11 protein-coding genes are annotated in these 13,070 nt (G+C 71.1%); 4 read left to right on the top strand and 7 right to left on the bottom strand.

The features are described from left to right. Positions 1 to 51 precede the first annotated feature (51 nt). Complete coding sequence (locus ABZT02_RS03690) at positions 52 to 510, top strand: hypothetical protein (protein WP_356013868.1); 459 nt, start codon at positions 52 to 54, stop codon at positions 508 to 510. Here ABZT02_RS03690 and ABZT02_RS03685 read toward each other — a convergent pair. The 3 genes from ABZT02_RS03685 to ABZT02_RS03675 all read right to left on the bottom strand — a co-directional run bounded on the left by ABZT02_RS03685 (position 505) and on the right by ABZT02_RS03675 (position 2,946). Next, positions 505 to 1,296, bottom strand: coding sequence for an alpha/beta hydrolase (locus ABZT02_RS03685; RefSeq protein WP_356013867.1), 792 nt, complete (start codon positions 1,294 to 1,296; stop codon positions 505 to 507). The two genes, ABZT02_RS03690 and ABZT02_RS03685, sit on opposite strands and share 6 nt — an antisense overlap. Next, the gene (locus tag ABZT02_RS03680) at positions 1,289 to 1,876 is read right to left on the bottom strand and encodes a WHG domain-containing protein (protein ID WP_356013865.1); all 588 of its coding nucleotides are present in this window, start codon (positions 1,874 to 1,876) and stop codon (positions 1,289 to 1,291) included. The genes ABZT02_RS03685 and ABZT02_RS03680 overlap by 8 nt, the downstream gene beginning before the upstream one ends. Positions 1,877 to 1,980: 104 nt before the next feature. Then, on the bottom strand, positions 1,981 to 2,946 hold the full coding sequence (locus tag ABZT02_RS03675) for an alpha/beta hydrolase (protein WP_356013864.1): 966 nt from the start codon (positions 2,944 to 2,946) through the stop codon (positions 1,981 to 1,983). Positions 2,947 to 3,126: 180 nt separating this feature from the next. On the opposite strand from ABZT02_RS03675, the gene ABZT02_RS03670 reads away from it, so the two are divergent. Beyond that, the gene (locus tag ABZT02_RS03670; protein WP_356013863.1) at positions 3,127 to 3,582 is read left to right on the top strand and encodes a MarR family transcriptional regulator; all 456 of its coding nucleotides are present in this window, start codon (positions 3,127 to 3,129) and stop codon (positions 3,580 to 3,582) included. A 322-nt stretch (positions 3,583 to 3,904) separates the two neighbouring features. On the opposite strand, the gene ABZT02_RS03665 is transcribed toward ABZT02_RS03670, so the two are convergent. Next, positions 3,905 to 7,615, bottom strand: coding sequence for a helix-turn-helix domain-containing protein (locus tag ABZT02_RS03665; protein ID WP_356013861.1), 3,711 nt, complete (start codon positions 7,613 to 7,615; stop codon positions 3,905 to 3,907). A 124-nt stretch (positions 7,616 to 7,739) separates the two neighbouring features. Here ABZT02_RS03665 and ABZT02_RS03660 point away from each other — a divergent pair, with 124 nt between their 5' ends. Both ABZT02_RS03660 and ABZT02_RS03655 read left to right on the top strand, forming a co-directional pair. Then, entirely contained in the window at positions 7,740 to 8,963 is a 1,224-nt protein-coding gene (locus ABZT02_RS03660) for an acyltransferase (RefSeq protein ID WP_356013860.1), read from the top strand. Positions 8,964 to 9,142: 179 nt separating this feature from the next. Then, a complete protein-coding gene (locus tag ABZT02_RS03655; protein WP_356013858.1) occupies positions 9,143 to 10,402 on the top strand; it encodes an MFS transporter in 1,260 nt (419 codons plus the stop codon). A gap of 45 nt (positions 10,403 to 10,447) precedes the next feature. Here the strand turns inward: ABZT02_RS03655 and ABZT02_RS03650 are convergent, their stop codons facing one another. The 3 genes from ABZT02_RS03650 to ABZT02_RS03640 are packed head-to-tail and all read right to left on the bottom strand — an operon-like array spanning position 10,448 to position 13,066. Continuing rightward, positions 10,448 to 11,248, bottom strand: a complete 801-nt coding sequence (locus ABZT02_RS03650) for an ABC-2 family transporter protein (protein WP_356013856.1) — start codon at positions 11,246 to 11,248, stop codon at positions 10,448 to 10,450. Between the two features lie 5 nt (positions 11,249 to 11,253). Continuing rightward, positions 11,254 to 12,057, bottom strand: a complete 804-nt coding sequence (locus ABZT02_RS03645; protein ID WP_356013854.1) for an ABC-2 family transporter protein — start codon at positions 12,055 to 12,057, stop codon at positions 11,254 to 11,256. A gap of 1 nt (position 12,058) precedes the next feature. After that, positions 12,059 to 13,066, bottom strand: a complete 1,008-nt coding sequence (locus ABZT02_RS03640; RefSeq protein ID WP_356013852.1) for an ATP-binding cassette domain-containing protein — start codon at positions 13,064 to 13,066, stop codon at positions 12,059 to 12,061. Positions 13,067 to 13,070: the final 4 nt, after the last annotated feature.

Below are 13,070 nucleotides of genomic sequence, written 5' to 3'. Positions count from 1 at the left end.
GCCCAGCACACTTCGGCCGATACCGAAGCAACCCGCTTCTAGCCTGCGGGCATGAGTGAACACCCGCAGGAGACGCCCGCGCAGGCCGTGGCCGGCATGGTCGATCACGTGCTCGGCCTGGCCGCGACCTGGACCGGCTGGGACGGCAAGGCGGCCCAGGTCGACGACCGTGTCTACACCCCGCACAAGGCGATCCGCCGGGTCGCCGACCATCTGATCGACCACCTCGCCGAGTTGGAGGCGCGGCTCGCGGGCGAGAGACCGCAACCCGACCACTGGCACGCGTCCGCCACGACCACCGCGGCCGACCTCGCCCCCTTCACCCGGGAAGACCTGGACGAGGCCCGCAGCCGTCTCACCCGGCTCGCCCGCATCTGGGTCAACCGCCTCGGCGCCCTCACCGAGTACGAGCTCGACCACTCGCCCGGCGAGGGCTGGACCTTCCGTGAACTCGCCCTGCACCTCAAGGGATCCACGTACTACGCCGATGCGCTCGGCGACCTGTCATGACCGCGAGTCGGTCCCGAGGAACGTCCGCGTGAGCAGGTGGGCGTAGGCCGCCGAGTGCTGAAGGATGCCGAGATGACCGCCGGGAAACTCGACGAAGTCCGCCTGCTGCGTCTTCGCGAGGCACTCGGCGGTGCGATACAGGAGGTGACCGCGCGAGTCGGTCCCCGCGGCGACGGTGAGCCGGGCCCGCGACGGGCCCGCCTCCGGGACGTACGACGTGAAGGGGCCGATGACATGCGCGAGGGAGAGCGCCATCGGGCTCGCCAACTCCTCCTCGCGGCTGAGGGGTTGGCCCTCCGGAAGCTCCCCCGCCTCCCGTTCCTCCAGTACGGCGGTCATCCGGGCGCCTCCCGCCGCGAGCCCCTTGGTCCGGTAGACCTCGCAGACCTCCCGGAACGCCGCCTGCTGCCGTGTTCCGTCCGGCAACACCCCCACGCACGGCGGCTCGTGTGCGACGACGTGCCGCAGGCGCTCCGCGTGCCGGGTGAGCAGATCGAGGGCGGCGATGGCGCCGGCGCTGGTGCCGAAGACGTACGCCGACTCACCCTCCGGAAGCGTCGCGTCCAGCACGCGCCGCGCTCCGTCGCTCCAGTCCCGGACCCGCTGGTCCTCGACGGGTTCGCCGAGGCGGCCGTGGGCGAGTCCGAGGGGGTCGTACGTGACGACGGTGAAGTGTGCGGAGAGCGCGTCCGTCACCGGGTCGAGGCCCATGGGGTGGCCCGCGCCCCCGGGGATGAGCAGCAGGACGGGGCCGTGGCCGGTGATGTCGTAGTGCGGGTCAGTCATCGGTGCTCTCCTCTTGGGGCCAGTTCTCGAGTGCCACGTGCAGGGCGTCGACCGCCCTGTCCCAGGACTTCTGTACGTCACGGGGCGCGCCGAAGCCGCCCGCCGACTCCAGGGCACAGAAACCGTGGAAGGTGGCGCGCAACAGCCGTACGGCGTCGGTGAGATCGGGTTCGGCGAGTCCGTAGGCGCGGAGCATGCCGTAGGTGATCTCGGCGGTGCGTCGGAGCGCGGGGGTGCCGGCGATCAGCGACTGGTCGATCCGGATCTGTGTGGCCGCGTACCGACCCGGCCGTTCCAGCGCGTACGTCCGGTAGGCGCCGGCGAATGCGGCCAGCGCTTCCTTCCCGGCCCGGCCCGCCACCGCGACGGCGATCCGGTCGATCATCTCGCCGCCCGCCAGCAGGGCGACCCGGGTGCGCAGGTCCTGGAGGTTTCTGACATGCGAGTAGAGGCTCGCGTCCTTCACGCCGAAGCGTTTGGCGAGGGCGGCCAGGGTGATGTTCTCGAAGCCGATCTCGTCGGCGAGGTCGGCGGCGGACTCGGTGAGGCGGTCGGCGGTGAGGCCTGCGCGGGGGACCATGCGTGACTCCATAAACCTAGGGCTCCTAGGTACACTACTGGAACCCATAGGAAGAGGCCCCGGACTTTTGCAGTCCGGGGCCTCGGTGGACGGGGGTCGGCAGATCAGGAAGCCGTGAAAGCCGCGCGGAGCGTGCCGACCGCCTGGGCGATGGCGGCCCCGGCCGCGTGGGTCCCGCGCAGGGCGTTGAGCATCACGAAGTCGTGGATGATGCCCTGGTAGCGGACCGCGGTCACCGGGACACCGGCCTCGCGCAGCTTGTTGGCGTACGCCTCGCCCTCGTCGCGCAGGACGTCGGCCTCGCCGGTGATGACCAGCGCCGGGGGCAGGCCCGTGAGCTGCTCGGTGGTGGCGCGCAGCGGGGACGCGGTGATCTCGGCACGCTGCTGCTCGTCGGTCGTGTACTGGTCCCAGAACCACTGCATGCCGTCGCGGCGCAGGAAGTACCCCTCGGCGAATTGCTGGTAGGAACCGGTGTCGAAGCTCGCGTCGGTGACCGGGTAGAAGAGGACCTGCTGGACCAGCGGAACATCCCCGCGCTCCTTGGCCATCAAGGTCAGCGCGGCGCTCATGTTGCCGCCGACGGAGTCCCCGGCCACGGCGATGCGCGTGGTGTCGAGTCCCTTGGCGGCGCCCTGCTCCACGACCCACTGGGCGACGGCGTAGTTCTGCTCGATGGCGACCGGGTAGCGGGCCTCGGGGGAGAGGTCGTACTCCGGGAAGACGACCGCCGCGCCGGCGCCGACGGCGAGTTCCCGGACCAGCCGGTCGTGCGTGTGGGCGTTGCCGAAGACCCATCCCGCGCCGTGGATGTAGATCACCACGGGGAGGGTGCCGCCGGCGCCCGCGGGCTTCACGATCCGCGCCCGGACGCTTCCGGTCGGACCGCCCTGGACGGTCACCCACTCCTCGTCGACGGCGGGCTTGGCGATCTCTCCCGACTGCACCTCGTCGACCGCCTTGCGGCCCTCGACGGGGCCGAGGTCGAAGAGGTACGGCGGGTTCGCGGTGGCCTCGACGAAGGCCTGGGCGGCGGGCTCCAGTACGGGGCGGGGGGTGCTGTCGGTCATGACGATCTCCTCGGATCGGGTGCCGCGGGCGCGCTCGGTCCGTGGCTCGGGCCAGCGGCGGCATGCCGAGAAGAGTAGCGCGCTATTCAGTCGCGCACAACTAATTAGTGGTCGATAGAATCGAGGAGACCCGAACGCGTACGGTGGAGGGACGATGGCCCACCGAAGGGAGCCGTTTCCGTGAGCACCACCGCAGACAGTCGGGCCGAGCAGTCCCTGCTCCTCGACGACCAGCTGTGCTTCGCCCTCTACGCGGCGTCGAGAGCGGTCACCGCGCGCTATCGCCCACTTCTCGACGCGCTCGGGCTGACCTACCCCCAGTACCTGGTGATGCTCGTGCTCTGGGAGCAGGACTCGATCTCCGTGCGGGATCTGGGTACGGCCCTGCAACTGGAGTCCAGCACGCTGTCACCGCTGCTCAAGCGCCTGGAGACGGCCGGGCTGCTACGCCGCGAACGCCGCCCGGACGACGAGCGCTCGGTGGCCATCCGGCTCACGGACCAGGGGGCGACCCTGCGGGAGAAGGCCCGGGCGGTGCCGCCCGCCATGGGGGACGCCATGGGGCTGACGCCTGAGCAGGATGCCGTGGTCAAGCAGCTGCTCCGGTTGATCACGAGCAATGTGACGTCGGGATGAGAGTGCCGGTGCGGCGGAAGCGGGCGATGTCGGTGGCGCAGCAGCTGCGGAGCTGATCGCCGACGGCCTCCGTGGGGACCCCACGTTTCGTGCCTGGCCCATGCCGACGGCGACGGGAGGTTGGAGATCGGTCTCTGCGTACACCCCCCAACCGTGGCGGGAGGAACGGGAGTTGCCGGGGTCGTACGCGGATGAAGGAGGGCGGGGACTGTCGCTGGTCGAGGCACCTGCGGAGAAGTGGGGCGCCGAACTCCCACCGGGCGGGGTGTACAAGACCGTCTGGGCGGAGCTCCGAGTGAGGTCGTGCGCCGACTGACTCCTTCTACGGCGCGGCACGTCGACAGCCGGTTTCCGTGGACCGGTCGTGCAGGTAACGGGACTCTTCCACAGGGGTGAGGGTGGAGTCGACGGCCGCGCAGATGTCGTGGATCGCGCGGGCCGGGTCGGGTAGGTCGACGCTCCACAGGCCGACGGAGCCCTCCGCGCCGATGGCCAGGGTGCGTCCGTCGGGGCTGAACGCCACCGCTTCGGGTGAGCGCGTCGGCAGGGTGAGTCTGTTCTGGCTGGTGGCGAGGTCCCACAACTGAACGCCTCTCGCGCCGCTCGCGGCCAGGGTGCGCGCATCGGGGCTGAAAGCCAGCGCCGCCACTTCACCGCCGACACGGAAGCTGTCCTGGAGCCGGCCGGTGCGCGCGTCCCAGATCGTCACCGATCCGCGACTGCCGCCCACGGTGGCGAGGGTGCGTCCGTCCGGGCTGAACGCGAAGGACGACAGGATGTGGGCGCTCGGCTTGAGGGTGCGCCGGGTACGTCCCGTCGCGGTGTCGAGCAGCCTGACCTGATCACCGTCCGCCTCGATGTCCACGACGGCGAGTGTGCGTCCGTCCGGGGCGAACGCCACCCTCCTGACGGGGCCGCCGTGGCCAGGCCGAGCCGCGGTGTGCCGTGCGCCGGTGGTGAGGTTCCAGAGGTGTACCGTGCCCTGCCAGTCGACGAGGGTGAGCCGCGTCCCGTCGGGACTGAAGACCGCCGTGCCGCCGGCGCCCAGGGCACGGCTCAGGCGAAGTCGGCCCGTGGCGACGTCCCGGACCTCGATCACCCCCTTCTTGACGGACCTGGCAGCCAGGGCACGGCCGGTCGGGTCGAACCCCACGGCCGCGAGGAGGCGAACCGGGACGGACGGCCGCTTTCCTCCGGGGGCCGAGTCCGTGTCGAGCGGCAGTGAGGCTTCACGATCGCCGGTGCCGGCATCCCGGAGCTGTACCGCCCCCATCCCGGGCGGCCCTTGACGGACCGTGGCCACCGCGTGTCCGTCCGGGCTGAAGACCATGTCGTCGATGGAGGTGTCGGCGGAGCCGGGCAGAGTGGTCCGCGGGAGGTCGGCGGGCAGGCGGTGGACACGGACGTCGGGGTCCCCGTTGCTGCTGGTGACCAGAGTTCGGCCGTCCGCACCGAGGGCCACTTTCATGACTCCTCGACCGTGGTGACCGGTGGTCACGGTGGCCCGCGCCGTGCCGGAGGCGGTGTCCCAGGTTCGCACCGTGTCGCCGAGGCTCGGGATGGCGAGTGTCCGCCCGTCGGGGGCGAAGGCGAACTCGTTCTGCCCGACGGGCACGTCCTTGAAGGTGTGCCGGATGATCCCGGTGGCCACCTCCCGCAGTTGCACCGAACCGTCGACGCGGACCGCGTAGGTCCGTCCGTCCGGGCTGAAAGCCACCGCCCTGCCGTCGATTCGGCCGCCGCCGAGGGTGCGGGTACGGCCGGTGGCCACGTCCCACACCCGCACGAGTCCGTCGAGGCCCACCGCGGCGACGGTCCGTCCGTCAGGGCCGAAGGCGACCGCCTCCGGGTAGGGGTGCCCGGTGAAGCCGCGCCGCTTGCGGCCGGTGGCCACGTCCCACACCCGTACGGTCGTCGAGGAGGCGGCGGCCACGGTACGACTGTCAGGGCTGAAGGCGATCCCGCGTACCGAACCGCCGGGGAGGGTGAGGGGTCCGAGTTGCCTGCCGGTGACCGGATCCCACCTGCGGATGACGCCACCGGTGGCTACGGCGAGGGTGCGTCCGTCGGGGCTGAACGCCGCGACTTCGCCGCTGTCGGCGGGGCCGGTGAACGTGTGTCGGAGCCGGCCTCCTGGCAGATCCCAGACCCGTACCTTGCCGTCCCGGGTCTGGTCGGCCACGGTGTGCCCGTCCGGGCTGAGGGCGAGGGAATCCACCGGTTCGGTGCCACCGGTCAGGCGCTTGCGCAGCGGTAGCGCCGCGGCGGCGTACAGGGCGGCGGTGGCCTCGCGGGTGGGGCTGGTCCGGTAGGCGTGCACGGCCAGCAGTGCGGCGAGGTCGGGGTCGGAGTCCAGCAACGCACCGGACTCGGCGGCCAGTTGCCGGGACTGAGCCAGGTGCTGCGCGGTGACCGCGCTCCGCCACTGCCCCACGGCGAGGCCGGCGGCGACGAGGGCGAGGCACAGGGTGGCGGTGACCGCGGTGAGCACCAGCCGGGACCGGCGACGGCCCTTCTGCTCGTGGTCACGGCCGGCGTCGAGGTAGGCGTGCTCCAGGTCGGTCAGGTCCTCGCGCCGGGTGCCGCCGAAGTGTTCCTGGGCGGCGGCGAGCCGGATTCCCCGGTACAAAGCGCCCTCCTCACGGCCGAGTTCCTGCCAGGCCCGGGCCGCTTCGGTCAGGTTCCGGTGCACGCGCAGGCGTTCGCGGTCCTCCTCGATCCACCCGCGCAGCCGGGGCCAGGCCGTGAGCAGTGTCTCGTGGGCGATCTCGACCGTGTCGCCGTCCAGGGTGAGCAGGCGCGCCCCGGCGAGCGCCTCCACCACCTGGGCGGTGTCGTCCCGGTCGGTGCCGCCGAGTTCCTCGCGTTCGACGGGACGGCGCGTGTCGGGCGTGCCGTCACCGGGGGCGACCATGCGCAACAACACCCGGCGGGCAGCGGCCGCCTGGTCCTCGGTGAAACGGCCGTAGACCTCCTCGGCGGTCTTCGCGATGGCGCCGTCCAGGCATCCGGCCGCCTCGTATCCCGCCATGGTCAGTGTTTTGCCGCGGCGGCGGCGCCAGGTCTCCAGCAGCGCGTGGGACAGCAGCGGCAGCCCGCCGGGCTCGTCGGCGATCTCCTCGACCAGACGGGTGGTGAGGGCGCGCTCCACGGTCAGTCCGGCGGCCGTGGCCGGCTTGACCACGGCGTCGCGCAGTTCCGTGCGGTTCATCGCTCCGGTCAGGAGGTTGGCGTCGCGCAGTGCGTCGGTCAGTTCACGGTGCTCGGCGCAGCGGCCGTAGAAGTCGCCGCGCACCGCCAGCAGCACTCGGAGGCGGCTCTCGGGCCGGCGGGCCGTGAGCAGCAGATCGATGAAGCGAGCGCGCTCGGCCGCGTCGTGGCAGAGGGTGAAGACCTCCTCGAACTGGTCGACGATCACGACGGTGTCCGCCCCGGCGTCGCCGTCTCGGGGAATCGCGGGCGTGAGGAGCGGTGCGTGGCTGCTTGCGGGGCGTTCGCCCGGTGTCAGGATCCGGATCGCGGACGGGCGCATGCCCGGCTCCTGAGCGTGCCGGAGGACGGGTATCAGGCCGGCCCGCAGCAGGGAGGACTTGCCGCTGCCGGAGGGGCCGAAGATCGCGGCGAACCGTCGGCGGCGCAACAGGTCGACCAGGTCGGCGGTGAGTTGTTCCCTGCCGAAGAACAGGTCGCTGTCCCCGGTCTCGAACCGTGCGAGACCTCGATACGGCGCGAGCGATCCGTCGTCGTCCCCCGAGCCCTCATCGGCGGACTCCTCCACCGCCGCCTTCCAGCGGGCCTCCCATTCCGCCGGGTCCGCACCGCACGCCCCCGCATAGGCCAGCACCACCGGGAGCGTCGGCAACTGCTCACCCGCCGCGGCCTGCGACAGCGTGGTCACCGAATAGCCCGCCCGCCGCGCCAGCGACCGGTAGGTGATCCCGTCCGCCTCCTGCCTCAGCTTGCGTAACTCGAACGCGAACCGCTGCACCGGACCCGCCGCCGGATCCAACGGCACCTCACGACGCCCCGCCACACCTTCACCCCGTTCAATGTTCGGCCGCCAGAACGGTACTGCCGAACAATGCGCCGCCCGGTGAACTCGGTGATCAGCGCACCCCGACCGGGGCCTGCCTGATCGAAGAGGACTCTGCTCACGCATGGAATCCCCACCCCTCGTCCCCCCTCCGGCGAAGCTGGGATGGCTGGACGCGTCGCGCGGCATCGCCGCACTCGTCGTGGTGTTCGACCACTCCTCGTACACCTTCATGCCGGACTTCCGGCGGGAGTTGATGCCGCAGTTCAACACCAGCCGTTACGGCATCATGGTGTTCTTCCTGGTGAGCGGCTACATCATCCCCGCGTCGCTGGAGCGCCGGGGCTGCGTCCGGACGTTCTGGATCGGGCGGATCTTCCGTGTGTACCCGCTCTGGGCAGTGGTCGTCGTGGTGCTCCTCGCCGCCCACCTCTTGGGTGTCGCGGAGCTTCACGACTTCGGCGGGCAGAGCGCTGTCACCGCGGTGGTCGCCCACGCCACGATGCTCCAGGAGTTACTGGGAACACCCAATGTCCTGCTCGTCCTGTGGACGCTCTCCTACGAGATGTCCTTTTACCTGCTGGTCGTCGCCCTGTTCACGGTTCGCCTGCACCGGCAGTCCGCGGCGGTCGCGGTCACCTTGGCAGTGCTCTCCGCCGCGAGCGTGTCGGCGGGCGCGGTACTGCCCACCTCCGCCCTGTCCGGCCTGGTCGGCACCGGCCTGCTGATCGTGTGCGCTTCGATCGTCATGGGGCTCGCCATCTGCTGCGCGAGCGCCGGTTCACCCGTACTCCGGGTTTTCGGGGGTGTGTTGGGCGGGGTGCAGGCGCTCGTCCTGGTCCCGTTCAACGGCACGGTCCCGCTGTGGGAGGGCCTGGTGATCCTCGCCGTGATGTTCCTCGGCACCGCCGTCCACCGTGCCGAGAACGGTCAGTGCACCTGGCGCCGTGCGGCCGGCGCCGCTGTCCTGGTGGTCGTCTGTGCCGTGGGGAGTGCGTACTGGTCCGCCGCCGACGACCACTTCGCACGGCGCGGCTGGATCGTCGCGTTCCTGCTGGCTGTGCTCACCTTCGCCGTCGGACTGGCGTCGCGCGGTCGACGCGTACCGCCGATGCTGACCGGGCTGGGAACGATCAGCTACTCGGTCTATCTGGTGCATCCGGTCCTGCTGGCGGTGATCGACGGCACGATCGGCCGACGGTGGCAGGACAGTCCCGTGCTCGAAATGATCTTCTTCGCGGCGCTGCTGCCCCTGTGCCTGCTGACCCACCGTTGCGTCGAAGCACCCGGCCAGGCCTTGGGCCGCAGGTTGGCGGCCCGCGTGCAGCCGCCGCGTACCGGGCGCTGAACAGCGCACACCAGGGATACGCTCCCTGGAGACAGGACCGTGGCACGGAACGTACGAAGTGCCCTCTCCCACACGGGAGTCGGGCCCGCCCGGCCACCCCGGGCGGGCGTCAAAAGATGTTTCCGTGCCGGTGACGGCGGCCCTAAGGTTGCCCAGGTCGTCCGGGACCTGGGAGGGGCATGGCGTACGAGGCGCGGCCGGACGGAAAGTCCGATGGCCGCACGGCTTCCCCGTCGTCCGACGACAAGCCGCGCCCGCTCTGGCGGCAACGGGACTTCGCCGTCTTCTGGGCCGCGCAGACCCTCTCCGTCCTCGGTGACTCCTTCGCCCTGATCGCCCTGCCCCTGCTGGTGTTCGAGACCACCGGCTCCCTCGCCCGGATGGGACTGCTGACGGCGGTCGGCGGCGCCGCCTCGGTTGTCGCCGCCGTGTTCGCGGGCGTGGTGGTGGACCGGGTCGACCGGCGCCGGCTGCTCATCGGCTGCGACCTCGTGCGCATGGTGCTGTACGGCGTGATCCCGCTGGTGTGGCTGGCAGGGCCGAAGGTCTGGCTGCTGTACGCCGTGCTGCCGGTCTGCGAGGCGGTCGGCATGCTGTTCGCCGTCGGATACGTCACCGTCGTACGGGGTCTCGTCGGAACCGGTCAACTCACGGAGGCCAACGGGCGGTTGAACGCGACCGCCGCCGCGGCCGGGGTGCTGGGACCGGTGGGCGCGGGAGTGGTCGCGGCCTGGACCGGCGCCGCCACGGCGGTCGGCGTGGACGCGGCGAGCTTCGGGGTCTCGGCGCTGTGCACGTGGTTCGTGCGGTTCCGCTCCCGCCCCGCCGAGGCGCCCGAACGCACCGGCCTGTGGCGGGACCTGCGCACCGGCGTGGCCTTCCTGCGCGGGCATCCTGTGCTGCGCTGGCTCACCGTGCTCCTGTTCGTCTTCAGCTTCCTCACCCTCGGCCTGAACGACCTGGTCATCTACCATCTCAAGCACGACCTCGGCCACGACGACGGCACGGTCGGCACCGTCATGGCCGTCGGCGCGCTCGGCACCATCACCGGGGCGCTGCTGGTGGCCCGGGTACGCCGACGGTTCGGTTTCGGCACGGTCTGGACCGGCTCGGTCGCGCTGTGCGGCCTCGCCTTCGCCGGCATCGGCTGGGCCCACGACGTCCCGGCCGTCGCGGCCCTGTGCGCGCTCTTCCTCGCCTGCGGCGGCATGGCGGGCACCTGCTCCATGTCCCTGCGCCAGGAGGTGACTCCGGAACCCCTCCTGGGCCGCGTCACCTCCGCCTTCTGGACCCTCCACTACTCGGCGGCCCCGATCGGAGCGGCCGTCCTGACCTGGGCAGCGGACCACCAGGGCACGGCGCCGGTGGGCCTGACGGCGGGCGCCACGTGCGTACTCGTCGCATGCGCCGCCCTGTTCACGCCGATCCGGCGCACCTGACCTGACGAGTCGCTCGGCAGACTCCGCCTCTCACGGCCAGGGAGCTCACCCGTTCACCCCCGCATAATGCCGAAGACTCCACCCCCACAGCATCCGCGACCCCAGATACGCCACCACGCCCAGCAGCGGCGACACCGCCGCCAGCCAGTAGGGGACGCCCGTGTCGTGGCCGTGGCCCGTCAGGACCGCTGCCGGGAAGTACGCGACGAAGGCGAGGGGGAGGCCGTAGGTGAGGAGGCCGCCGACCGCCTTGGGGAGGACGTTGAGGGGGTAGCTGCCGAAGGTGCCGAGGAGTTCCTCCAGCCAGCGGCTCCAGTAGTCCGCGGCCGGGAAGCGCAGGCCCGCGCAGGTGATCGCGGTGAAGAGGGCCGCCTCCAGGAACATGCCGCCGATCACGGCCGCGATCAGGTAGGAGATCCGGCCCGGTGTCCAGTCCAGCTGGCTGCGGCTCAGGGCGCCGACCATCAGGCCCACCGCCACCGTGAGGTCGCCGATCGCGTTGGTGGGGAAGAAGGCCAGCTGGAGCTGGCGGTACACCGGCATCGGGCGGGTCAGGTAGATGTCGATCCTGCCCTCCTGGATCTGCCGGCCGGCTCCGTGCACCCGTCCCAGCAACAGGACGAACAGTCCGTGGGCGAGCATCCTCGTCGCCGGGATCAGCAGGACCTCCGAGCTGTCCCAGCCGCCCATTCCGGTGAACCGGGTCAGCAGCACGGTGGCGAACACGATCACCGACACCTGCCAGATCGCACCGATCGCGATCATCAGCAGGAACTCCGTGCGGTACTCCAGCTGCGCACGGAAGTTGAGACGCGTGACGCGCCACGCGATCCGCATGCCGTTCACAGGCCTCAGCCTCCTTGGGAGATGACGCGACGGGCGGCCCGCCGCCACAGGAAACGGGTGAACAGGGTGAGCGCCACGGCCCAGAACGCCTGGATCGCCAGCTGCTCGAAGGCGTCCGACAGGGGAATGCGGCCGATGTACAGGGACAGGGGCACGCTCAACGTGGCCTGGAAGGGCAGGAATCCGCTCAGCGTGATGAACCAGTCCGGGAAGAACCACAGCGGTGCGTACACGCCGGACAGCAGGTTCTGCGCGAAGATCAGGATCAGCATCGCCGCGTTGTTGCGGACCGTCCAGAAGCACAACTGGTCCAGGATCAGCATCACGTGGTACAGCACGAACTGGCCCAGGAGCAGGCTCAGCGCGAACACCCCTGCCACAGCCGCCGACCTGGGCGGATCCACCACCCCGGCCGCCAGACAGACCAGATAACCGCCGAGCGCCCACGCGAAGCCGTACAGCTGCTCGCCGAGGGCCCGCAGGGCGTGGTAGCGCTGGGGCGGCAACGGGCGCAGATACCAGTAGACGATCGTGCCGAAGTGCATGTGCTGCATGACGGTGTCGCGGCCCGCGTACTGGTCCAACTCCCGGAGGCGGGAGGCGAGTACGGCCAGCACGGCGTAGGTGACGGCCTGCCCCTCGGCGAGGCCCGCGGTGGTGCCGGTGTGGGAGTACAGGCCGTGCCACAGGGAGGCCACCAGGACCACCTGGACGGCGAGGCGGACCAGGACGGCCGTCATCCGGGGCGGTGCGTGCAGTTCGCCGAGCGGGGTGACCCGGGCGGCGCGCCAGGCGTGCAGGACGGCCATGTCAGACCGCCCCGGTCGCGGGCTCCGCGTGGACGTAGGCCGCCCGCATCACGTCTTCGAGGTCGGCCTCGTCGATGGCGACGCCCGTCACCTCGTACCGTTCGATGACCGCCTTCAGGGCCTGGTGCACGGTCGGGGAGTCGGGTCCCTCGGGGCCGAACACGACCTGCGGGCCCTCCTTGCGCAGCACCGCGATCCCCGGCAGCGGTACGACGTCCGTGTGCGCGTCGGCGAGGGTCGCGCGGACCTGCCAGGTGGAGCCGAACTTGCGGCGGATCTCGTCGAGCGAACCGTCCAGGACGAGCCGGCCGTGGTTGATCAGGACGACCCGCTCGGCGAGCCGCTCGACCTCGGTCATGTCGTGGGTGGTCAGCAGGACCGTGCGGCCGCGCTCCTCCACCTGGTGGCGCAGGAACTCCCGCACCTGCTCCTTGACCACCACGTCCATGCCGATGGTCGGCTCGTCGAGGAAGACGACGGGCGGGTCGTGCAGCAGCGCGGCCGCGAGGTCGCAGCGCACCCGTTGGCCGAGGGAGAGATGGCGGACCCGGGTGTCCCAGAACGTGGACAGTTCCAGGATGTCGTCGAACTCCGCGAGGCGCGCGGCGTGTTCGGCCTTCGGCACCTCGTAGATGTCCCTGAGGATCGAGAACGACTCGCGCACCGGCAGGTCCCACCACAGCTGGGTGCGCTGCCCGAACACCGCGCCGATGTTACGGGCGTTGCGTTCGCGATCCTCGTACGGCACCACGCCCGCCACCCGGGCCTCGCCCGCGGTGGGCGTGAGGATGCCGGTGAGCATCTTGATGGTGGTGGACTTGCCGGCGCCGTTCGGGCCGAGCAGGGCGAGGAGTTCGCCGGGCGCCACCTCGAAGGTGATGTCCGAGACGGCGTGCTTGGCGACCCGCTCCGGGTTGACCAGGGAGCGCAGGGTGCCGGCGAGGCCGGGGCGGCGGACGGTGGTGTGGAAGGTGCGCGAGAGACCGCGCACCTCGATACTTCCCCTCACGGTG

This window comes from Streptomyces sp. NPDC005402 (genome assembly GCF_040606575.1).
Classification (GTDB): Bacteria; Actinomycetota; Actinomycetes; order Streptomycetales; family Streptomycetaceae; genus Streptomyces.
This window is presented reverse-complemented; position numbering and strand designations above follow the sequence as displayed.